5 protein-coding genes are annotated in these 24,677 nt (G+C 69.7%); 1 reads left to right on the top strand and 4 read right to left on the bottom strand.

Annotation, left to right across the window (positions count from 1 at the left end):
* Window positions 1-14 precede the first annotated feature (14 nt).
* The 3 genes from HUA75_RS22025 to HUA75_RS22015 all read right to left on the bottom strand — a co-directional run bounded on the left by HUA75_RS22025 (window position 15) and on the right by HUA75_RS22015 (window position 3,007).
* A complete protein-coding gene (locus HUA75_RS22025; RefSeq protein WP_174487505.1) occupies window positions 15-950 on the bottom strand; it encodes an alpha/beta fold hydrolase in 936 nt (311 codons plus the stop codon).
* Between the two features lie 7 nt (window positions 951-957).
* Complete coding sequence (locus tag HUA75_RS22020; protein WP_141640287.1) at window positions 958-1,314, bottom strand: MerR family transcriptional regulator; 357 nt, start codon at window positions 1,312-1,314, stop codon at window positions 958-960.
* Window positions 1,315-1,408: 94 nt separating this feature from the next.
* The gene (locus tag HUA75_RS22015; protein WP_141640286.1) at window positions 1,409-3,007 is read right to left on the bottom strand and encodes a PKD domain-containing protein; all 1,599 of its coding nucleotides are present in this window, start codon (window positions 3,005-3,007) and stop codon (window positions 1,409-1,411) included.
* Between the two features lie 629 nt (window positions 3,008-3,636).
* Here HUA75_RS22015 and HUA75_RS22010 point away from each other — a divergent pair.
* Window positions 3,637-4,863 carry a M56 family metallopeptidase gene (locus HUA75_RS22010; protein ID WP_174456263.1) on the top strand — a complete coding sequence of 409 codons (1,227 nt, stop codon included), beginning with the start codon at window positions 3,637-3,639 and terminating at the stop codon, window positions 4,861-4,863.
* 59 nt (window positions 4,864-4,922) lie between these two features.
* On the opposite strand, the gene HUA75_RS22005 is transcribed toward HUA75_RS22010, so the two are convergent.
* A partial coding sequence (locus HUA75_RS22005; protein ID WP_174487504.1) for a non-ribosomal peptide synthase/polyketide synthase occupies window positions 4,923-24,677 on the bottom strand: 19,755 nt, incomplete at its 5' end.

Raw genomic sequence — 24,677 nt, 5'->3', positions numbered from 1 at the left:
ACCTTCACTTCAGCTCAGCGCAGACCGTCCAGGAGCGCGGCGAGCGCCTCGGGCTGCGACGCGAATGGCGAGTGCGAGGCCTCCAATGACTCGACGGTGAAGGCATTGCCGGGCGTGAAGGCGTTGGCCTCGCGAATCATCAACTCCTGGAGCGCCGGTGCCAGTGCGCGGTCCTGGGTGCAGCGAAGATAGCTGCGAGGAATCCGGCCCCAGCGCGCCGGGGTGGCTCCCACCTTGGCGGTCCAGAGCGACAAGGGGAGGTCCGGCGTCAGGGAGAGCGCGAAGGGCAGGAAGTCCGCCAGGGGCACGTCCTGGTAGTACGCCTCGCGAAGGGCCTCCAGGTAGTCCGTGCCTCCGCGAGGGTTGATGCGCACCGCGCCCAGCTTCCCCGGGTCCCCGAGGAACAGCGTGTCCCCGTAGCCGGTGCGCGCCTCGGGCAGTTCGTTGTAGCCACTGGGGCTTCCCAGTCGCAGGGGGCAGTACGCGCTCAGGTAGACGAGCCGGCCGATGTGCTGTGGCGCCAGCTCTCCCGCCCGGGTGATGACGGCGCCGCCCACGCTGTGGCCCACGAGGACGGGCTTCGTCCCGCCCGCCCCCTGTCGCAGCTTCTCCAGCGCGGTGACCACGGCGACGGCGCAGTCCTCCAAGGTGAGGTCCGCCTGCGGTGAGCGCTCCTCGAGGAGCTTCGCCGCATCACCCGTCACGTAGGCCGAGGGAAACCGCGCATTGAGGCCGTGTCCAGGCAGGTTGATGGCCACCACCTGGTGGCCTCGCGCGGAGAGTGCCTCCGTGAGGCGTGCCCAGTGGAGGGCGTTGTGCCAGGCGCCATGCACCAGGAGGAACGAGCGACGGGGTTGCTTGCCCCGCTCGGACGCGGCGGCGAGGGCACCTTGCATCGGGAGCATGCCCGCGCCCAGGAGGGCGGTCTTCATCAGGTCGCGACGATTCATGAGGTCCTTATTTGGTGGAGCGGGCATTCGCGCCCAGCGCGCGAGCGAGCCGGTCTCGACGACCCGCGAGCTCCAGGAGCTGCTGGTCGAACTCCGCCAGCCGCTTGCGGTGGAGCGCGAGCGCCTGCGGGCAGATGGCATGCGTGACGTCGCGGAGCATGCAGGGGGGAAAGGTGGCGATGTCCCCCAGGGAGAAGCCCAGCCGGATGAGGTGGGCCACCTGCATCACCCGGGGCACCGACTCCCCATCGAAATCCCGGTAGCCATTCGCGCGTCGATTCGACCTGAGGAGCCCCGTCTTCTCATAGTGACGGATGGAGCGCGCACTGCAGCCCGTGCGCCTGGCGAGTTCTCCGATGTTCATCCGGCTCTCTTGGAAACGAACGCTAGCCCCTGACACCAGTGTCAAGGTCAAGACCCGCGACGGTGCGTCGCGGGTCGGCTTCGTCTTCGAGAGCTTAGCGAACCTCGAACTCGTAGATTCGCGTCGCCGGGTCTCCATTCTGGGTGGGCGTCGTCACGTTGAGCTTGATGTAGCGCGCCGACGTCGAGGTGATGGCGTGCGTGGAGCTGCTGGCGGTGTTGGTGCTCACCGTGACAGGCGTGCTCCAGGTGGTCCCATTGCTCGACGTCTGGATGGTGAACGCCTGGGTGTTCCAGCTCGTGTTCTCACCCCCGGCCCCCGCGTGCTTGAGGGTGAAGCTGCTGACCGTCTGGGCCGAGCCCAGGTCCACCTGCATCCACGCCGGCGAGACCAGTGAGCAGAACTTGTCGGTGGTGCCGCCCGAGACGCTGCCGTTGACCGCCTTGGCCGCGGACTCGTTGCTGTTGCAGGCGGCCGAGCTGGTGGTGGGCTTGTTCAACGCCAGATTGGCGACGCCCGCGCCGACCGAGACCGTCTGGCTCTTGGTATTGCTCGCGCCGCCGTTGTCGGTGACGGTGAGGGTGACGTTGTAGTTGCCGGCACTCGCATAGGTGCGCGAGGGGTTCGTCGCGGTGGAGGTGCCGCCGTCGCCGAAGTTCCAACTGCGCGAGGTGATGGTGCCGTCGGCATCGGTGGACGAGTCGCTGAAGGTCGCGGTGAGGCTGCTGACGGTGACGCCGAAGTTCGCCACCGGCGGGGTGTTGCCGCTGACCGCGGTGTTGATGGCCGCCGCGTACTGCGCGCTCGTGCCCTGGGCGGAGCACCGCTGGATGTCGTCGTACAACCACATGAAGCCGCCGCGAATGCCAGCGCTGGTCTTCCAGCCGCTCATCCGGCTCTGCACCGAGGCCGGGCTGTCGCCCGAAGTGCAGCCAGTGCCATGCCTGGACCACAGGCCCGGGTCGACCGTCATGCCCATCGCGGTGTTCCAACTCGCCGGGTTGTTGCCGGCGCCGCCGTCGTACACCTGAAGGTAGATTCTATCGACGGCACTCCCCAGGTTGTCCTTGAGGCTCCGCCAGAACGTCTGCTGGGTGTACGGCGCGAAGGTGATTTTGTAACCCTGGCCGATGAGCATCTGCCCGAAGGTCGTCGTCGGAGCCAGGGCGTAGGCGCTCTCGTCGTCGAAGTTCACCGCGTCGGCGCCGGTGGCGGCCTTCAGCGCCTGGAAGTTCCTGTACAGGATGCTGTTGCTGCCGGTGCCGCAGACGAGGGTGGTGCCGCAGCCGGCGGCGGTGCCATTGACCAGTCTGGCCATGCGCTCGAAGTCCGGAACGCTCCAGGCGCCGATGGACACCTCGATGCGATTCACCGAGGTCGGCGCGGTCTTGAGCGTTGCCAGGCGTGTCGGCCACGCGGCATCACCCATGTAGGCGCCGTTCCTGACCACGGGGATGTCGTTGTAGACGAGGTCGCCGTTGTCCTCGATGTGGAAGCTCCACAGGATGATGGTGGTGAAGCCCGAGGCGCGCAGGTCGTCCATCACCGCGGTGCCGCCGGAGTAGAACGGGCCACCGCCGTAGACCGCGGAGGCCGCGGAGGCGTCCGGTGCGGCGACGGCCAGGGCGAGGGCGGCGAGTGCTGGCAACAGGCGGCGGGAGAGGGGTGGCGCTGACTGGCTTGGTTTCGACATGGATGGCTCCTCGGCATTGAGCGTCGCGAACGACGCAATGGACGGCGATGCGCGTCTGCCTGTGAGAGCCATTGCGCTCGCTCACACCAGCAGGCGCTCCGGGTCGCCAGCGTCGGCGACAGGCCAACCTTGGGAGCGGCGATTTCGCCATGTCAATCTTTGGAGCGATTCAAGTCAGGCAGGAACGTTGAAGCATGGGCGTTGGTAGGGTTTTCCCCGAACAATCGAGTCACGACGATGGAGTTCCGGACCGCGGGTCACCAAACGTTTCAGGCGATGAGAGCGGCTCGCCATCTGCGTGAGTCGATTCCACTCTGTTGAGTTCCTCGATGCGCGATACCGCGACCATCGCGTTGATTCGCTTGCGCACCGCAACGGGCATTCTGAATGGACTGACAAGGGCGAGGTGGCGCTGGGAGGAGTTCAGTCGCGCAAGCAGCTCGGCTCCGGAGATGACTTGACTACGGCTGTAGTCACGCGTACGTTCTGACTACAGATGTAGTCATGGCGACTGTGGGAGAGCGGGTGATGGAGTGGCTGCGGACGAAGGGGCACCTCACCCGGTTCTCGGAAGCTCCAGGACGTCGTGGCCCGGCTGAACTCTCGGAAGCAGGGGAAGGAGTGCGCCCATGGGTGCTGAATGGCTGACGGACTTCAGCTGGGGGTTTTCCACACTGGAGTGTCTGTGGCGGGCTTCCTGGCAGGGTGCGCCGTGGGCCGCGCTGGTCTGGGGGCTGTCCCACGCAGTGCCGCGCATGCCCTCCGCCCTGCGCGCGGGACTGTGGTGGCTGGTTTCCCTCAAGTTCGTGCTGTCCCTGGGGGCGTTGAGCCCGGTGCAGCTTCCTCTTCTGCCCACGCTGATTCCGGGACGAGTGGAGTCGATGGGGCCGGAGGAGAACGTGGCCACTCCGGACACCATGGCTCTCATGGGCGATGGAGTGCCCTGGCGACATGGGGGCGCGGCGGTGCTGCTCGTTGCGTGGGGATTGGGAATCGCCTGGCAGCTCAAGGGGCATGTGCGAGCCTGGAGTCGCATGCGTCGCCTGCGCCTTCGCGCGATGCCCCTTCGCCAACCGGACATCGAGAAGGCCATCAGCGAGCTCGCCTCCGCCGCGGGACTGCGCCGAGTGCCCTGTCTCCTGATGTCCGATGAGATGGCGAGCCCTCTGGCCACGGGGCTGATCTCCCCGGTGATTGTTCTGCCCGCGCAGGCGGTCCGGTGCCTGGACCTGGAATCAGTGCGGATGGCAGTGGCTCATGAGTTGGCCCATTTCCAGCGCCGCGACCTGTGGTTTGGCTGGGTTCCGGCACTCGCGGAGAGCGTCCTCTTCTTCCACCCGCTCGTACGCAAGACAGCCCAGGAGTATGCGCTGGCACGAGAGGAGGCCTGCGACGCCGAAGCCCTCCGCCTCACGGGGGCCGCGCCCGGTGATTATGGCCAGCTCCTCCTCACCTTTGGCGTCACCCGTACCCACGGCACCGCCGCGGTGCTCGGTGCCTCAACTCACATCCACACGCTGCACAGGAGGTTGTCCATGCTGGAACACGTCGATGTCTCCACTCCGCGACGCCGTACTTCGTTGCGAGTGGCGCTGCTACTCCTTGGCCTCGCGGTCCTCTTGCCGGTCCAACTGGTCGCACGCGAGCAGACAGCGTCGCCGCGGGCTCGCTCGGACTCGGCCGCGCCAGAGGTCGCGACTCCAGCCGTCGTCGCCACGAAGGTGTCGGCGGCTCCCATCCCTTCCGCCCCGCCTGCCGCACCGAGCCTCAATCCCGCCCCGGTTCCGTCTGCGCCCAGCCTTCCCTGGTCACCCGACGACGCGCTGTGGTCACCCGATGGACCCGATAGATGCTGAAGGACCTCCCTTGAGGGGAATGGGCCCGGGCTCATGGCCCGGGCCTGGTGTGAATCACATCACGAGGCTGCGTCCTCCAGGTCTCGCGCGAGCTGCTCCACCAACTCGGAGACTCGCGGTGCGCTCAACATCGTGAAGTGGTCGCCCGCGACGTCGTGCACCGAGAGCACCCCGGTGAGCCACTCGCGCCAGCCGCGGTCCTCGCGCAACGGGGCCTCGTCGGGAGACCGGGTGGCGCGGAAGAGCACGGTCCGACCCGTGTAGACACCGTCTGGCACGTGGCGACGCTGGGCCTCGGTGAGTCGCTGGTAGACGTTGAAGAGCCGCTCAGCCGTGTCGAGTTCCAGCGTGTGCAAGGCCGGAGCGGCGAGTCGCAGCCGTGGCAGCACCTGGGCCAGCACCTCTCGCGCTCCCAGGTGCTCCAGCCGCCCCACCTCCAGTGAGGCATCTCCCCAGGACACGCCGAGCATCTGACCGAAGCCGGCGAGCAGCGTGAGCGTGTCGGGCTTGGGCATCGGCTGCCGCGTGGGCGCGCGGCTGTCGAGCAGCACCAGCAGGTCCACCTTCTCTCCCGTGGCCTCGAGCAACCGCGCCATCTCGTGTGCCACGACGCCGCCGAAGGACCAGCCGCCGAGGAGGTACGGCCCCCGAGGCTGCACCGTGCGGAGCTGTGCGAGGTAGTCGCGCGCCAGCGCCTTCACGGAGGACTCGGGAAGCTCGCCGCCCTCCATGCCGGACGCGGACAGGCCGTAGATGGGCCGCTGGGTACCGAGCTCACGAACGAGCTCGGTGTAGCCCAGCGCCGCGCCTCCGCCGCCGTGGACGAGGAAGAGGGGCCGCTCGGTCGACGTGCCGGTGTCCAGGCGCACGAGGTTGGGAGTGGGCCGTGGAGCCTGCTCGCGCTGCTCCACCCGTCGTGCCAGGCGCTCCACGGTGGAGGCCTGGAAGAGGGCCGACACCGGCAGCGAGACACCCAGCCGCTCGCGCAGCAGCGACATGAGGCGGACGGCCAGCAGGGAGTGGCCGCCGAGGGCGAAGAAGTCGTCGGTGGCGCTCACCTTCTGCCTGCCGAGGAGCTCGCGCCAGAGGGCCGCGATGGTCTCCTCGCCAGGGTTGCGCGGAGCGACGTACTCGATGCTCGTGGAGGGCATGTCCGGAGCGAGCTGGGCCTTCGGGTCCACCGTGTCGTCGAAGCGGCCGAGGTAGACCAGTTCGCCGTTGTCCCGTCTGCGCACCTTGTCACCCGTTCGGTAGAGGCGGGCGCCAGGCGTGGACGAGAACGGGTCTGGGAGGAACCGCTCGGCGGTGAGGCCAGGCCCGCCGAGATGGCCCCGGCTGATGCCCGCGCCCGCGAGGAAGAGCTCGCCGGGAACGCCCAGGGGAACGGGCTGCATGCGTGCATCGAGGACGTGGGCCTGGACGTTGGCCAGCGGGGTACCGACGGGCCGGGGAGCGGAGAGCTTCTCCCAGTAGGACTCGTCAATGGCCTCTCCGTGGATGGCGCCCTCCCAGGGCCGCTCGCGATGGGTGTCGTTCCAGCGAGTCAGCATCTGCTCGCGCTCGGCGACGGGCATCAGCGGAAGCTCGCCCACATGTGTCTCGGGAGCGTGGATGGCGGCTTCCAGCAGCGTGGCGAAATGTCCCGCCATGCGGGTGATGGTGGACTCCTCGAACAGGTCGGTCCGATAGGTCAGTGCGCCGGAGAAGCCCTCCGGCGTTTCGGCGAGCGACAGCGTCAGGTCGAAGTGGGTGGAACGCACGTCGGGCGCGACGGACTGGACGCTCAGCATCGCGGTGCCTTCGCCGGCCTCCAGCGTGTCCGTGGGGGTGTTCTGGAGGGTGAACATCACCTGGAAGAGCGGCGAGTAGCTGAGGCTGCGCTGGGGCTTGAGCTCCTCGACGAGCTTCTCGAAGGGGACGTCCTGATGTTCATAGGCGGCGAGTGTGGAGGCTCGCACCTGGGAGAGGAGCTGACGGAAGGATGCGCGCGGCTCGACGCGGGAGCGCAGGACGAGGGTGTTGACGAAGAAGCCGATGAGGCCCTCCAACTCGGAAGCCCTGCGGCCGGCGATGGGGGAGCCGATGGAGATGTCGTCCTGCCCGGAGTAGCGCGAGAGCAGGAGCTGGAAGGTGGCCAGCACGCCCATGAAGAGGGTGGCGCCCTCCTGCTTGCAGAAGGCTTCCACGGCACGAGCGAGGGCCCCGGGAATCTGGAAGTCGACGGTGCGACCGTGGAAGGACTGGAGCGGTGGGCGAGGGAAGTCGGTGGGCAGCTCGAGAAGCGCGGGGGCTCCCGCGAGCTGGTTCTTCCACCAGGCCACCTGCCGGGAGAGGACATCGTCCTTGAGCCACTGGCGCTGCCAGAGGGCGTAGTCGGCGTACTGGAGCGGCAGCTCGGGAAGGGGGGAGTGGAGTCCCTGGCGGAAGGCCTCGTAGAGGGTGACCACTTCTCGGACGAGCAGGCCCATGGACCAGCCGTCGGTGACGGCGTGGTGGAGGTTGAGGAGCAGCACGTGCTGCTGGGGCGCGAGGCGCAGCAGGGAGGCGCGAAGCAGGGGGCCGCGACTCAAGTCGAACGGGCGGACGGCGTCCTCATTCGCCCGCTCGCGAGCGAGGGCCTCACGCTCCTCGACGGAGGAGAGGTCCTCCACGAGGAGCGCGAAGGGAGCCGGGGGAGAGATGTGCTGGAAGGGCGAGCCGTTGTCCTCGGCGAAGGACGTGCGGAGGGCTTCGTGGCGGCGGAGCAGCTCCGAGAAGGCGCGCTGGAGGGAAGGGACGTCGAGCGAGCCCTCGATGCGGAGGGCCGTGGGCATGTTGTACGTGGGAGTGCCGGGCTGGAGCTGCTCGAGGAACCAGAGGCGCTGCTGCGCGAAGGAGAGAGGCAACGGTGCGCCGTCTCGCGGTGCGGGGAGCAGCGGCGGGAGCGCGGACGCCTCGGTGGCGCGCTCGACGCGGAGGGCGAGCAGTTCCAGGGTGGGCGCCTCGAAGAGGGCGCGCAGGGGGAGCTCCAGGGCGAAGACGGAGCGGATGCGCGACATCAACCGGGTGGCCAACAGCGAATGGCCGCCGCGCTCGAAGAAGTGGTCATGCCGGCCGACAACCGGGAGGCGGAGGACGTCGGCCCAGAGGGCGGCGAGGCGCACCTCGGTGGACGTGAGCGGAGCGACGAAGGCGTCGGCGCCGGGTGCCGCTTCGGGAGAAGGCAGGGCCTTGCGGTCCACCTTTCCGTTGGGCGTCAGCGGGAAGGACTCCAGGGCCATGAGCGCGCCGGGGACCTCGTAGGCCGGGAGTCTCTTGGTGAGGTAGGCGCGGAGGGCCGCGGGTTCGGGCGGGCGTGAGTGAGCGGTGTAGTAGGCGACGAGGCGCTGGTCTCCTGGGACATCTTCGCGGAGGAGGACCAGGGCTTCACGGACGTCGGGGTGGCGGGCGAGGGTGGCTTCGATTTCGCCCAGCTCGATGCGGAAGCCGCGCAGCTTCACCTGGAAGTCGAGGCGGCCGAGGAACGCGAGCTCTCCATCAGGGAGCCAGCGCACCTTGTCTCCCGTGCGGTACATGCGCGCGCCGGAGACGGAGCTGAACGGATTGGGGACGAAGCGCTCCGCGGTGAGGGACGGGCGCGCGAGGTAGCCACGCGCGAGGCCATCGCCGGCCAGGAACAGCTCTCCGGAGACACCCACGGGGACAGGCTGGAGGTGGGAATCCAGGACGTAGGCCCGCACATTCGTCAGCGGTGAGCCGAGCGAAGGACGCGGCGCTCCGCGTACCGCGCGCGCCGTCGAGTCCACCGTGCACTCGGTGGGCCCGTAGACGTTGAAGGCGGTGATGCGCGGATGGGTGGCGAGCCGCTCCCAGAGGGCGTCGTCCACCGCCTCGCCCCCGACGAGGACTCGCAGGGCTCGATTGGAGGCCAGCCCCTCATCGAGCAGCAGACGCAGGTGGGACGGCGCGCAGTCGAGCACGTCGATGTGGTGTTGCTCCACCCAGTTCACCAGGCGGGGCGCGTCCTGGCGAACGGCCTGGGGCACCACGCACAGGGTGTGGCCATCGGAGAGCTGGATGAGCTGCTGGACAGACGCATCGAAGGCCAGCGGCGCGTTGAGGCTGACTCGCTGCGGGCCTTGCAGGCCGGCGAGCGCCGTGGACGCGAGGGCCGCATGCAGATTCATCACGGAGGCGTGCTGAATCATGACGCCCTTCGGATGCCCGGTGCTGCCCGACGTGTAGATGACGTAGGCAAGGTGCTGGGGCGCGGAGACACGGGGTGGCGCGGTGTCCGCTTCACTGGCGAGCATCTGGGCCACGTCCGGGTCATCCATGCGGAGGACCTTGACGGACGGCGTCTCCAGTCGCTCGGCCAGGAGCTGCTGCGTGAGGACGAGCGTGACGCCGGAGTCGCGGCGCACGAAGGCGAGCCGCTCGCGAGGATGGGAGGGGTCCAGGGGGACGTACGCGCCGCCCGCCTTGAGGACGCCGAGGACGGCGACAATCATGTCGACGCCGCGCTCCATGCAGATGGCGACGCGGGACTCGGGCCTGACGCCGTGAGCACGCAGCCAGTGGGCGAGCCTGTTGGCCCGACGGTCGAGCTGGTCGAAGGTGAGCGACGTCGTGTCGTCGAGGACCGCCAGCGCATCGGGTGTGCGAGCGACTTGAGCTTCGATTCGCTCGTGTAGAGCTCCTCCCCACGGCAGCTCGCGGTGCGTGTCGTTCCACGTCACGAGGAGCTGCTCCCGCTCCGCGTCGGAGAGGAGGGACAGCGAACCCAGGTCCGCATCGGGCGTGGTGACCACGGCCTTCAGCAGGGTGATGAGGTACCCCGCCATGCGCGCGACGGTCCGCTCGTCGAACAGCTCCACGCGGAAATCGAGCGCTCCTCCGAGTCCCTGGGATGTCCGGGCGAGCGAGAGCGAGAGGTCGAACTTCGCCTCCAGCCCCTCCACGCCCATCGGCGTGAGCTTCAGTGCTTCCAGCCCGCTCTGTCCGGAGCGGAGCGACGGCGCCTGTCGAGGCGTGTTCTGGAGCGCGAGCATCACCTGGAAGAGCGGCGAGTGGCTCAGGCTGCGCCGGGGATGGAGTTCCTCGACGAGCTTCTCGAACGGGACGTCCTGGTGCTCATAGGCCGCGAGCGTGGATGCACGGACCTGGGAGAGCAGCTCGCGGAAGGTTGAGCGTGGGGCGATGCGGGAGCGCAGGACGAGCGTGTTGACGAAGAAGCCGATGAGGCCCTCGGTCTCCGCTCGGTTGCGTCCCGCGATGGGCGAGCCCACGGAGATGTCGTCCTGCCCGGAGTAACGCGAGAGCAGGAGCTGGAAGGCGGCCAGCACGCCCATGAAGAGCGTCGCCCCTTCGGCTTGGGTGAAGGACTCCAGGGCCTGGGTCAGCTCCTCGGGCAGGTGGAATGGCACCGCTCCACCCTGGGAGGACTGGACCGCCGGGCGGGACCTGTCGGTGGGCAGCTCCAGCACGGCGGGCGCATCCGCGAGCTGGTTCCTCCAGTAGTCGAGCTGTCGCTGGAGCACCTCGCCGCGCAGCCACGCGCGTTGCCATGCGGAGAAGTCGGCGTACTGCACAGGCAATGGCGCGAGGTCTGGCGACGTGTTCGTGGCGATGGCCGCGTAGAGCGTGACCAGCTCGCGCACCAGCACGTCCATGGACCAGCCGTCGGAGACGATGTGATGCATCGTCACCAGCAACACGTGCTCCTTCGCGTCCATCCGGAGCAGCGAAGCGCGCAGCAGCGGGCCGGTGGCCAGGTCGAAGGGCTTGAGCGCCTCCTCGTTGATGAGCCGCTGAGCCCGAGCAGCGCGCTCGTCCCCGTGCACGCGGCTCAGGTCCACGAGCGGAAGTGAGAAGGCCGCGGCCGGGTGGATGACCTGCACGGGATCGCCGTCATGCGACGGGAAGGTGGTGCGGAGGGCTTCATGGCGTCGCACCAGGGCGTCGAAGCTGGCCTTGAGCGCGTCCGCGTCCAGCGCCCCTTCCAGGCGCAGCGCCGCGGGCATATTGTAGAGCGCGCTGCCGGGCTCGAGCTGGTCGATGAACCACAGGCGCTGCTGCGCGAAGGACAGCGGCAGTGCCTGGGTGCGGGATACGGGAATCAGGGGAGGCAACGCCGAGGCGCCCCCGCGAGCGTTCGCGTCGATGCGTGCGGCGAGGGACGAGACGGTGGGCGCCTCGAAGAGGGCTCGGAGGGGCAGCTCGACCTGGAAGACCGTGCGGATGCGCGAGGCGAGCTGGGTGGCGAGGATGGAGTGGCCGCCGAGCGCGAAGAAGGAGTCCTCGGCGCCGACGTGCTCGATGCGCAGCAACTCCGCCATGAGGGTGGCCAGCGTGCGCTCGGTGGCGTTGAGAGGCGCGACGTGGGAGTCGGTGCTCACGGCGTCCGGCGAAGGCAGCGCGGCGCGGTCGACCTTGCCGTTGGAGGACAGGGGCAGCGCCTCCAGCGCGACGATGGCTGAGGGCACCATGTACGCCGGGAGGCGTTCACCCAGATGACCCCGCAGGGCGTTGGCGTCGGGGAGGGGGGCGCCTGAATGCGGAGCGACGTAGGCCACGAGCCGTGCGCCCAAGGGGCCCTCCTCGCGCACCACCACCACCGCGTCGCCGATGGAGGCATGCGTCCGCAGCGCGGATTCAATCTCTCCCAGCTCGATGCGGTAGCCACGCACCTTCACCTGGAAGTCGGCGCGGCCCAGGTACTCCAGCCGTCCGTCGGCGCCCCAGCGGACGCGGTCGCCCGTCTGGTACATCCGGGCTCCAGGCAGTGTGCTGAAGGCGTCGGGGATGAAGCGCTCCGCGGTCAACGCGGGCCGCCGCCAGTAGCCGCGCGCCACGCCCGAGCCGCCGATGAACAGCTCACCCACGACGCCTACCGGCACCGGGCGCAGGTGGGCATCCAGGACGTACAGGCGGGTATTGGCGATGGGACGGCCGATGGAGATGGAACCGCTCGTCGCGTCTCCGGCGGCCACAGTGTGGACGCTGCAACCGACCACCGTCTCCGTGGGGCCGTACTCATTGATGAGCAGGGTGTCTGGAGCATGCTTGCGCCAGAAGGCCACGCCCTCGGCGGTCAGGGCTTCGCCACCGATGACAAAGGCTCGGGTGCGACCGGCCGCCTCACCCTGCGTGAGCTGGTACGAGAGCAGTTGCAGGTGGGTGGGCGTCAGCTTCACGAGGCTGAAGTCGCTGCCCTCGCGCAAGGCTTCACCCAGTCCCTCCACGCCTGCCTCCTCGGGTACGAGCACCACGGGTCTTCCCGCGATGAGCGGAGCGATGAGGCTGGTGACGGTCAGGTCGAAGGAGAGAGGCGAGTGGACCGGAGAGCCGGAGCCTTCGGCGATGCGGTACGCGTGCAGGGCCCAGGTGAGGTAGTTCACGACGCCCCGGTGTTCCACCATGACGCCCTTGGGGAGACCGGTGCTGCCGGAGGTGTAGATGAGGTAGGCGAGGTCGTCGGCGGTGGCCAGGGGGGCCGGCGCCGTCGTGGGCTGCTTGCCGGCCGTGACGTCCCAGTCCTTGTCGACTCTGAGGACGGAGACTGTGTTCGTGAGCAGTGCGTCCGCGAGCGCGGCCTGGGTGAGGACAACGGCGACGTCGGTGTCTTGCAGGAGGAAGGCGATGCGAGAGGCGGGCAGGGCCGGGTCGAGAGGCAGGTAGGCGGCACCGGCCTTGAGGGTTGCCCAGAGGGCGACGACCATGTCGGGTGCGCGGCGGAAGTACAGGCCCACTCGTGAGCCTTGCCCCACACCCAGGTCGCGCAGCGCGTGGGCGAGCTGATTGGCGCGTGCGTCCAGCTCACGGAAGGTGAGCTGAGCGTCGCCCATGGACACGGCGAGCGCGTCGGGAGTGCGAGCGACGGTTTCCTCAAAGAGGGCGTGGACGGTGGTGTGCGCGGGGAAGTCCGCGTGCGTGTCGTTCCAGTCCACCAGGACGCGGCGCTGCTCGGCCTCGTCCATGAGCGGAAGGGACGCGACCGGGGCGTCCGGCTGATTCACAGCGGCGCGGAGTAGCGTGAGGAAGTGCGTCACCATGCGCGCGGCCGTGGAGGCATCGAAGAGCGCGGTGGCGACCTGGAGGGCGCCTTCGTATCCAGAAGGTGCTTCGACGAAGGTGAGGTTGAGGTCGAACTTGGCGAGCGCGTCACCCTGGTCGACGGAATGCACTCGCAGGCCGGGCAGCTCCAGGCCTCCCATGGGCGTGTTCAGCAGGGAGAACATGACCTGGAAGAGCGGGGGGACATCGAGGACCCGCTCGGGCTGCAGCTCTTCGACGAGCTTCTCGAAGGGCACGTCCTGGTGCTCGAAGGCCCCCAGGGTGGTGGCGCGGACGCGCTCCAACAGCGCGTGGAACGAGGCTCGTGGGTCGATGCGCGCACGGAGCACCAGCGTGTTGACGAAGAAGCCGATGAGGCCCTCGGTCTCCTCTCGGTTGCGGCCGGCGATGGGTGAGCCGACGGAGATGTCGTCCTGGCCCGAGTAGCGGGAGAGCAAGAGCTGGAAGACGGCCAGCAGCGTCATGAAGGGCGTGGCGCCCTGGCGCTGTGAGAGCGCCTTGATGGCGTCGGACAGCTCGGCCCCCAGCGCGATGGGGAGGATGACGGCCTCGCGCGACGCGTGGGCGGCGCGGGGCCTGTCGGTGGGCAGCTCCAGCAGCGCGGGGGCTCCTTGGAGTTGCTGCTTCCAGTAGGCCAGCCGCGTCCGCAGCGCCTCGTCACGCAGCCAGCCGCGCTGCCACGCCGCGAAGTCGGCGTATTGCACGGACAGCGGCGGAAGCTCGGCCGGCTCGCCGGAGAGGTGCGCCGCGTAGAGCGTGCCCAGTTCGCGCACCAGCACGCCGGAAGACCAACCGTCGGAGACGATGTGGTGGATGTTGGCGAGGAGCAGGTGCTCGCGCTCCGCCAGTTTGACGAGGCGGAGGCGGAACAACGGTCCGGAGGTGAGGTCGAAGGGACGCTCTCCTTCCTCCACCGTCAGTCGTCGGGCCTCGGCCTGACGGTGGTCATCCTCCAGGTGCCTCAGGTCGATGAGCGCGATGGAGACGGGCGCCGCGGGGTGGATGACCTGGGACGGTTGCCCGTCGATGGAAGTGAACGTGGTGCGGAGCGCCTCGTGGCGTGAGACGACGTCGGAGACCGCTCGCTCCAAGGCGGCGATGTCGAGTGTCCCCTCGAGGCGGAGCGCCGTGAGGATGTTGTAGAGGGCGCTGCCGGGCTCGAGCTGGTCGATGAACCACAGTCGCTGCTGCGCGAAGGACAGCGGCAGGGCGCCTGTGCGCGGCACGGGCGTCAGCGCCGGAACCTCCAGCCCCTGTTGCTCCTGTCGCGAGGCATCCAGGTACCGGGCCAGTCCGGCGACGGTGGGGGCTTCGAAGAGCTCCCGCAGCGGGAGCTCGACGTTGAAGGCGGAGCGGATGCGGGAGACGACCTGCGTGGCGAGAAGGGAGTGGCCTCCCAGCTCGAAGAAGTCGTCCTCCGGGCCCACTCGCGAGACACCGAGCACCTCGGCGTAGATGCCCGCGAGCACCTCCTCCGTGGCGGTGCGTGGCATCTCGGGCGCCTCTTGAGGCTGAGTGCTGACTCCGGGCGGCGGGAGGGCCTTGCGGTCGACCTTGCCGTTCGCTGTCAGCGGCAGCTCCGTCAGCGTGACGATGGCCGACGGCACCATGTACGCGGGGAGCCGCTCCTCGAGGAAGCCGCGCACAGCGCCCGTGTCCAGTCCATGCTCCGAGGGCACCACGTAGGCGACGAGTCGCTTGTCGCCCGGGGCGTCCTCGCGCACGACGACGATGGTCTCACCGACGCCCGGATGCTGGCGCAGGGCGCTCTCCACTTCACCGGGCTCGATGCGGAAGCCACGCACCTTGACCTGGAAGTCGGCGCGCCCCTGGAACTCCAAGGTTCCATCCATCCGCCACCGGGCCTTGTCACCCGTGCGGTAGAGCCGCGTGCCAGGAGCCCCGAAGGGATGGGGCACGAAGCGCTCCGCGGTGAGGTCCGGCCGCCCGAGGTAGCCCCAGGCGAGGCCGTCGCCTCCGACGTACAGCTCGCCCGTCACTCCGGGAGGCGTCGGCTGGAATGAGCCGTCCAACACGAAGGCGGAGGAGTGAGGCACCGGCCCGCCGATGGGGACCGAGTCGCCCACCGCATCACCCGCGCGCAGGGCATGTGTGGCGGAGAATGTGGTGTTCTCGGTGGGGCCGTAGCCGTTGATGAGGACGCCGCTCGGAGGCAGCAGCGCGAGGTGTTCGCGCACGCGCCGCGCGGGCAGCACGTCTCCACCCGCGAGCACCTGGGAGACGCCGGTCAGCGCCTGGGGCTGATACGTCACCATCTGCTCGTAGAGGGCAGCGGTGAGCCAGAGCGAGGAGATGCGGTGACGCGCGAGCAGCGCTCCCAGCTCCTCCAGGGAAAGCGCTCCAGGAGGCGCGAGGACGAGCCGGGCGCCGTGAAGCACCGCGCCCCAGAGTTCGAGCGTGGAGGCATCGAAGGCGACGGGGGCCGCCTGGAGCCAGACCTCGTTGGGCCCGAAGCGGATGGCACCGTGAGGCTGCACGAGTCGGACGACGCCCCGGTGCGGCACGCAGACGCCCTTGGGCTCGCCGGTGCTCCCCGAGGTGAACATGACGTAGGCCAGGGCGTCCGCGCTCGCGGGCACCTCTGGGGCCGAGTCCGGCTGGCGGGCGATATGCGCGGCCTCTTCGTCCAGGACGACGAGCACGACGCCCAGTTCTGGCAGCTCGTCCGCCACCGACGACTCCGTCAACAGGACGGCGGAGGAGGACTGGCGCAGGACCCACGCCATGCGCTCGGTCGGCCAGGTGGCATCCAGAGGGACGTACGCGGCTCCCGCCTTGAGGGTGCCGAGCAGCGCGACCACCAGGTCCACGGAGCGCTTCAGGTGCACGGCGACGCGGCTGCCGGGCTGCACGCCCAGTCCGCGGAGATGATGGGCGAGCCGGTTCGCGCGCGCGTCGAGCTGCGCGTACGTGAGGCTCGCGTCCTCGGACTCGACGGCGACGGCGTCCGGAGTGAGCGCGGACTGTCGGGCGAAGAGTTGATGGATGGCCGCGTCACGCGGGTACTCCGCGGCGGCGGCGTTCCACCGCGTCAGGACCTGATGCCGCTCCTCGGAGGACAGCAGCGACACGAGGCCCAGTGGACGCTCCGGCGCGGCGGTGACCGCCTCCAGCAGCACGGCATAGTGGCGCATCAGCCGCTTCACCGTGTCCGCGTCGAAGAGGTCGGTGTTGTAGTTGAGGGCGCCGGAGAAGCCCTGCGTCCCCTCTTCCAGCAGGAGGCTGACCTCGTACTGCGACGTGGTGATGTTCGCGGTGAGCGGCGCGAAGGAGAGCCCCGGGAGCTGGATGGCCTCGACGGGGGTGTTCTGGAGGGTGAGGGTGGCCTGGAAGAGCGGGCTGCGAGCGAGGTCGCGCTGAGGCTGGAGCTCCTCGACGAGCTTCTCGAAGGGGAGGTCCTGGTGCTGGTACGCAGCCAGCGTGGCACCGCGCACGTGGGCGAGGAGCTGGAGGAAGGAGCCGCGCGCGTCGATGCGCGAGCGCAGGACGAGCGTGTTGACGAAGAAGCCGATGAGGCCCTCCGTCTCCCCCTGCTGGCGGTTGGCGATGGGGAAGCCCACGGAGACGTCGTCCTGCCCGGCGTAGCGGGCGAGCACGAGCTGCCAGGCCGCGAGCAGCACCATGAAGGGCGTGGCGCCCTCACGCTGGGCCAGTGCTCGCACGGAGGCGCTCAGCTCGCCTGTCAGCGCGACAGGGAGCAGGGTGCCCTTGTGGGACTGGACGGCCGGACGAGGCCTGTCCGTGGGCAGCTCGAGGACACCCGAGGTGCCCGAGAGGTGCTCCTTCCAGAAGTCGAGCTGTCGCTGGAGCATGTCGCCGCGCAGCCAGGAGCGCTGCCATGCCGCGTAGTCGGCGTACTGCACGGGCAGCGGAGGCAGCGCGGCCGGAGTGCCCGTGGTCCGAGCCACGTACAGCGTGGCCAGCTCGCGCACGAGGACGCCCGTGGACCACGCGTCGGAGACGATGTGGTGCATCGTCACCAGGAGCACATGGGCCTGTGCGCCATGCTTCAGCAACGAGGCGCGCAGGAGCGGCCCCGTGGAGAGGTCGAACGAAGCGAGGGCGTCCGCCGCGATGAGGGCTTGCGTCCGCGCCTGTCGCTCCTCTTCGGACAGCGCGCTCAGGTCCACCACGGGCACGCTGAAGTGCGAGGCGGGGCGGATGCGCTGCACGGGCGCACTGTCACGCATGGCGAAGGTGGTGCGCAGCACCTCGTGGCGGTTCACCAGGGCGTTGAAGGCATGCTCCAGCGCTCCGACCTCCAGTGCACCCTCCACGCGCAGCGCCGTGGGCAGGTTGAAGAGCGGCGTGCCCGGGGAGAGCTGGTCGATGAACCACAGGCGCTGCTGGGAGAAGGAGAGCGGCAACGCCTCCGTACGAGGTACGGGAAGCAGGGGCGGCACCGCCGGAGTCGTCTCCCCCCGGCTGGCGTCGATGCGCGCGGCGAGGCCCGCCACGGTGGGGTCCTCGAAGAGGGCGCGCAGGGGGAGGTCCACCTGGAACGCGGCCCGGATGCGAGAGGCGAGCTGGGTGGCGAGCAGCGAGTGGCCTCCCAGGGTGAAGAAGCTGTCCTGCGCTCCCACCTGCTCGACGCGGAGGATGGCGGCCATCAGCTCCGCCAGCGTCTGTTCCGTGGGCGTGCGCGGGGCGATCCACGCGGCATCCGCGTCGGCCTGCATGTCCGGTGCGGGCAGCGCCTCGTGGTCCAGCTTGCCGTTCGCGGTGAGGGGCAGCGCATCCAGCACCACGAAGGCCGCGGGTACCAGGTGCTCAGGCAGTCCGGTCAGCAGTCCTCGCCGGAGCTCCGTGGCCTCCAGCGTGCTCTCTGCTCGTGGCACCACGTAGGCGACCAGCAGGTCGTCGCGCACCAGCACGACGGCCTCCTGGACGCCCGGCTGTCGCAGGAGCGCGGCTTCGACTTCACCTGGCTCGATGCGCAAGCCGCGCAGCTTCACCTGGAAGTCGAAGCGGCCCAGGTGCTCGAGGGTTCCGTTCGCGAGCCAGCGCGCCCTGTCGCCGGTGCGGTAGATGCGGGCACCGGGCTCGGTGCTGAACGGGTTCGGGATGAACCGCTCGGCGATGAGGTGGGGCTGGTGCGGGGCGCCGCGCGCCAGACCCTCGTCGCCCAGATACAGCTCGCCGGGCACGCCCGTGGGGACCGGCCGCAGGTCCGCGTCCAGGACATAGGTCTGGGTGTCGTTCCCCTCTCCGAGGACGCGTCGCAGCTCGGCCTCGTCCATCAGCGGCAGGGTGGAGAGCGACTGCTCGGGGTCCGCCGCGGCCGCGCGGAGCAGGGTGAGCAGGTGCTCCACCATCCGCGCCATGGTGGCGTCGTCGAACAGGTCGACGTTGTAGTCGAGCGTGCCCACGAAGCCGGCTGGCGTCTCCGTCAGGGTGAGGTTCAGGTCGAACTTGAGGGGCATCTCGTGGTCCCCCAGTCCCTCCAGCCGCAACCCGGGCAGCTCCAGCGCGCCCATGGGGGTGTTCAGCACGGAGAACATGACCTGGAACAGCGGCGAGTAGCTGAGGCTGCGCTCGGGGTGCAGCTCCTCGACGAGCTTCTCGAAGGGCACGTCCTGGTGGTCGAAGGCCTCCAGCGTGGTGCGCTTCACCTGCTTCAGCAGCGAGGTGAAGGAGGCGCGTGGCTCCAGCCGCGCGCGCAGCGCCAGCGTGTTGACGAAGAAGCCGATGAGGCCCTCGGTCTCCCCCCGGTTGCGCCCGGCGATGGGAGAGCCGACGACGATGTCGTCCTGGCCGGAGTAGCGCGCGAGGAGCACCTGGAACGCGGCCAGCAACGTCATGAAGGGCGTGGCGCCGTGCTGCTGCGACAGGGTCTTGATGGCGTCGGAGAGGTCCGTGGACAGCACGACGGCGCGCTGAGCGGCGTTGCGCGTCTGGACGGCCGGACGGGGTCTGTCGGTGGACAGCTCCAGCAGCGCCGGAGCGCCTTCGAGCTGTCGCTTCCAGTAGCCCAGGCGCGTGCGGAGCGCGTCGTCGCGCAGCCAGCCCCGCTGCCAGGCCGCGAAGTCGGCGTACTGCACGGGCAGCGGAGGCAGCTCCGCCTGTGTCCCTGACAGGTGCGCCGCGTAGAGGGCGCCCAGCTCGCGCACCAGCACGCCCGTGGACCAGCCGTCGGAGACAATGTGGTGCATCGTCGAGAGCAGCACATGCTCCCGCGCTTCCACTCGCAGCAGCGTGACGCGGAAGAGCGGACCCGTGGCGAGGTCGAAGGGGGTCAGGGCCTCTTCGCGGGCGAGGCGGAGCACCTCGGCCTCGCGCTCGGCCGAGGGCAGGGTGCTCAGGTCCACCACCGGCAGCGTCACGGGCGCGGCCGGATGGATGTGTTGCACAGGCTCCCCATCGCGCGAGGCGAAGGTGGTGCGCAGTGCCTCGTGGCGCTCCACCACGTCGGAGATGGAGTGCTCCAGCGCGGCCACGTCCAGGTCGCCCACCAGCCGGAGCGCGGAGGGCATGTTGTACAGGGCGCTGGCCGGCTCCAACTGGTCGATGAACCACAGGCGCTGCTGCGCGAAGGACAGCGGCAGCGCATCCGTGCGCGGCACGGGCACGAGCGGGGGCAGGCCCAGGCCTCGCCGTTCCAGGCGCAGGGCGTCCACCTGCCCGGCCAGCGCGGAGAGCGTCGGGGACTCGAACAGCTCACGCAGGGCCAGCTCCAGGTCGAACGTCGCCCGGATGCGCGAGACGACCTGGGTGGCGAGGAGCGAGTGTCCGCCCAGCTCGAAGAAGTCGTCATTCCTCCCCACGCGCGGGACGCCCAGCACGTCGGAGAAGATGCTGGCCAGCGCCACTTCGGTGGCACCGACAGGCACCATGAAGGCGTCAGCGCCCGAGCCCTCCAGCTCCGGTGCCGGCAGGGCATTGCGGTCCACCTTGCCGTTCGGCGTCAACGGCAGGGACTCCAGGCACACCAGGGCCGAGGGCACCATGTACTCGGGCAGCTTCTGGCGCAGGAAGTCCTTCAGCCCCACCACGTCGGCGTCGGGCGCCACGACATAGGCCACCAGTCGCTTGTCGCCGGGCGCATCCTCGCGCACCACGACGACGGCCTCGCTCACGCTGGCGTGCAGCCGCAGGACGCTCTCCACCTCGCCCGGCTCGATTCGGAATCCGCGCACCTTGACCTGGAAGTCCGTGCGGCCGAGGAACTCCAGCGTGCCGTCGTCGCTCCAGCGCACCTTGTCGCCCGTGCGGTAGAGGCGTTCTCCCGCGTTGAACGGATGGGGCACGAAGCGCTCGGCCGTGAGGTCCGGCCGGCCCAGGTAGCCCCAGGCCAATCCGTCTCCTCCCGTGAACAGCTCGCCCGGCGCACCGGGAAGCACCGGCTCGAACCGCTCATCCAGCACGTAGACGCGGGTGTTGGAGATGGGGCGGCCAATGGGCACGGAAGCGCCGATGACGTCGCCCGCTTCCATCCGGTGGCATGCGGTGAAGGTCGTGTTCTCCGTGGGGCCGTAGCCGTTGACGAGCACCGCGTCGGGAGCCATCCGCGACAGGTGTTCGCGCACGCGCCGCACGGGCAGCACATCGCCTCCCGCCAGCACCTGTCGCACGGAGGCCAGGGCCTCGGGCTGGTGGATGGCCATCTGCTCGAAGAGGGCCGCCGTCAACCACAGGGTGGTGACGCGGTGGCGCACCAGCACCGCGCCCAGCTCTTCCAGCGTGGGCGTGTGAGGCGGGAAGAGGACCAGGCGGGCGCCATGGAGCAGCGCGCCCCAGACCTCCAACGTGGAGGCGTCGAAGGAGATGGGTGCGAGCTGGAGGAAGACCTCCTCGGGACCGAAGTGGATGAACTCGCCGCTCATCACCAGCCGGGTGATGCCTCGGTGGGGGACGGCGACGCCCTTGGGCTGCCCCGTGGAGCCCGAGGTGAACATGACGTACGCGAGGCTGTCCGCGTCAGCGCGAGTGTCGAGCGCCGACACAGGCTGGAGGGCCACCTGCTCCCAGTCGGAGTCGAGGCAGACGAGGAGCGGGACGTAGGCGGGCAGCTCATCGGCGAGCCGCTCCTGGGTCACGAGGACGGACGCGCCCGTGCTCGCGAGCATGGCGGACAGCCGCTCCGCCGGATAGGCGGGGTCGAGCGGAACGAAGGCCGCGCCCGCCTTGAGGATGCCCAGCAGGCCCACGGGCAGCTCCAGGCTTCGCTCCAGGCACAGGGCCACGCGAGTCCCCGGCGTGACTCCCAGGGTGCGCAGATGGTGCGCGAGCTGGTTGGAGCGCTCGTCGAGCTCCCGGTAGGTGAGCGTGCCCGTCGTGGACTCGACGGCGATGGCGTCCGGTGTGCGCGCCGCCTGCTCGGCGAAGAGCTGATGCACTCCCGCGTCGCGCGGGTAGTCGCGCTGTGTCCGGTTCCACTCCACCAGCACTCGCTCGCGCTCCTCCTGTGTCACCAGGGAGAGCGAGGACAGCAGGGCCTGGGGCTGGGCCAGCATGGACTCCAGGGCCGCGGCCCAGTGGCGCAGCACCCGCTCCAGCGCCGGCGTCTCGAAGCGCTGCGTGTCGTAGACGAGGCGTAGCTCCAGCCGAGGGCCGGGCAGGACGATGGCCACGAAGGGCACGTCGGACTGTTCGGCGCTGGCGAGGTCGCGGACCTGGAAGTCGCTGCCGCCGGAGTAGACGGCGTCGTCGACGGGGTAGTTCTCGAAGACGTACAGGCTCTGGAACAGCGGCTGGCCGCGAGGCACGTCGCTCCATGCCTGGATGCGCGCCAGTGAGGCGTGCTCGTGCTGGTTCAGCGCCTGCATCTGGGCGTGTTGCGAAGCGAGCCACGCCACCACCGGCATATCGGGCTCCAGCCGGCTGCGCAGGGGCAACGTATTGATGAACAGGCCCACCATGTGCTCGATGCCCGGCACGTCGGCGGCGCGGCCGGACACGGTGGTGCCGAAGATGACATCGCCCTCACCGGAGTAGCGGGCGAGCACCAGCGCCCAGGCGCCCTGCAGCACGGTGTTGGCCGTGAGCTGGTGCTGGCGTGCGTACGCGTGCAGCGCCTGGGTCGTCTCGGCGCTCAAGAGGAGCCCTCGCTCGCCCTGCGCGTATGGCGCGTCCTTGGTGTCGGGGAGCCGGGCGCCAGGGAGAGGCGTCGGCGCGGTGAAGCCCTGGAGGGCTTCGCGCCAGTGGGCCTCGCTGTGCGCGGTGGGGTCCTCTCGTAGCCAGGAGATGAAGTCCCGGTACGCGGGAGCGGCCCCCAGCGCGGGACGCTGGCCCTTGGAGGCGGCGTTGTAGGAGGCGAACAGTTCCTTGAAGACGAGGCCGAGGCTCCAGCCGTCCATCAGCAGGTGATGCGAGGACCAGAGGACGCGGTGCAACCCATCATCCAGCTTCACCACCGTCAGGCGCATCAGGGGCGACTGGCGCAGGTCGAAGCCCCGGACGCGGTCCGAGGCCATGAGGGCATCGAAGCGGGCCTTCTGCTCGTCCGGAGTCAGGCCGCGCCAGTCCAGCTCCTCCCAGGGCAGCGCGACGCGCGGGCTCACCACCTGAAGCGGCTCATCCAGCCCTTCCCAGACGAACGCGGTGCGCAGGGGCGCATGGCGCTCCACCACCGTCTCCCAGGCGCGGCGGAAGTGCCCCAGGTCGATGCGCGCGCCGAACGTCCAGCCGAATTGCGTGACGTACACGCCCGAGCCCGGCGCCATCAGCGACTGGAACAGCATGCCCTGCTGGAGCGCGGACAGCGGGTAGACGTCCTCCACGGGCAAGCCCGGTGGGAGCACCCTGTCCTGCGTCGCCTGTGTCAGCCGAGCCAGCGGGAAGTCGGCCGGGGTGTAGCGCAGGGCATCGGACGTGGCGCGGCCGGAGACGAGCAGGCGCAGCGCATCCTTGAAGGACTCCACGAGCGCGAGCGCGGTGGCCTCGTCGTGGAGGTCGCGGCTGTACGAGAGGGAGAGGTGGAGTTGTCCCCCCTGGACGACGGCTGACACGTCGAGCAGGTGCGCGCGCGGCGCACGCGGGCTGATGGATGGACCCTGGGCCTCTGGAGCGAACGTGAACAGCGAGGCGTCGCTGGAGGTGGAGTCCACCTGGCCCAGATAGTTGAGGGACACCTCGGGGACGGGCAGGTCGCGCAGCCGCGCATGGGTGTCGTCCTCGCGCAGATGGCGCAGCAGGCCGTGTCCCAGGCCGTTGGCGGACAGGGTGCGCAGCGCGTCCCGTGTGGAGCGCACGGTGTCACCGGGGCTGTCCCCGGCGCCCACCTGGAGCAGGACCGGGTAGAGGGAGGTGAACCAGCCCACGGTGCGTGACAGGTCCACGTCGGTGAAGAGGTCCTCGCGGCCGTGGCCTTCGGCTTCGACGAGGAAGCGCGACTGGCCCGTGCGCACGGCCAGGGCACGGCCCAGCGCGGCCAGCAACACATCCTGGAGCCGCGCGCGGTACGCCGCGGGCACCTCACGCAGCAGCAGGCCTGTGTCTCCGGCGTCGAGACTCGTGGAGACGGTGTGCGAGGAGGCGACGGTGTTCAGCCCCTCCGCCCTGTCTCGGGGCAGCGGGAGGACGCGCGCGCGGGCCTCGTCCAGCCAGTAGGCGCGCTCAGCGTCGAGCGCCTCGGACCGGGCATGCTTGTGCAGGCGCTCGGACCACGTCTTGAAGGACGTCGTCTTTGCCGGGAGCGAGGGCGCCTCGCCACGCAGGGCCTGACGGCAGAGGGTCTCCAGGTCCTCGACGAGGATTCGCCAGGAGACTGCGTCGACGACGAGGTGGTGGGCCACGAGCAGCAGTCGTGCGGACTCCCCCGGGCCGAAGTCGAAGTGGACGGCGCGCAAGAGCGGCGCCGAGCCCAGGTCGAAGGACCTCTGCGCCGCGGTGGCGATGGCTTCCACCCGCGCGGTCCGCTCACCCGTGGACAGCGAGGACACGTCCTCCCGGCGCAACGACGGGGTGTGCTCCAGGCCCGTGCCGTGCTGGCTCCACCGGCCGTCCACCTGGACGAAGCGGATGCGCAGGGCGTCGTGGTGCTCCACCAGCTTGCGCAGGGCGGCTTCGAGGACAGAGGGCTCCACCGGCTCGCGCAGCCGCAGCATCAGCGCCTGGTTGTAGTGGTGCGGCTCGGGATTCGTGCCCTCGAGGAACGCGCGCTGGATGGGCGTGAGGAGCACCGGGCCGACGACGGGCGTCTGCTCGGCGGTGGTGGCCTGGAGCCGGGAGACCTCGGGGGCCAGGGTGGCGATGGTCTGCGACTGGAAGAGCTGCCGGGGCGCGAAGTGCAGACCGGCACGACGGGCGCGCGCGACGAGCTGGAGGCTGATGATGGAGTCGCCGCCCAACTGGAAGAAGTTGTCGTGGATGCCGACACGCGGGACGCGCAACACCTGGGCCCACACCGTGGCGAGGGCCTCCTCCATCTCGTTGCGAGGCGCGACGTAGGAGTCGGTGCTCACGGCGTCCGGCGAAGGCAGCGCGGCGCGGTCGACCTTGCCGTTGGAGGACAAGGGCAGCGCCTCCATCGCGACGATGGCCGAGGGCACCATGTACGAGGGGAGGCGCTCACCCAGGTGCGTCCGCAGCACGCCGATGTCGGGGAGGGAAGCGCCGGCATGCGGCGCGACATAGGCCACGAGCCGTGCGCCCGAGGGGCCGTCCTCGCGCACCACCACCACCGCGTCGCCGATGGAGGCATGCGTCCGCAGCGCGGATTCAATCTCTCCCAGCTCGATGCGGTAGCCACGCACCTTCACCTGGAAGTCGGCGCGGCCCAGGTACTCCAGCCGTCCGTC

Origin of the sequence: Myxococcus sp. CA040A (genome assembly GCF_013336725.1) — a bacterium.
GTDB classification, from domain to species: Bacteria; Myxococcota; Myxococcia; order Myxococcales; family Myxococcaceae; genus Myxococcus; species Myxococcus llanfairpwllgwyngyllgogerychwyrndrobwllllantysiliogogogochensis.
This window is presented reverse-complemented; position numbering and strand designations above follow the sequence as displayed.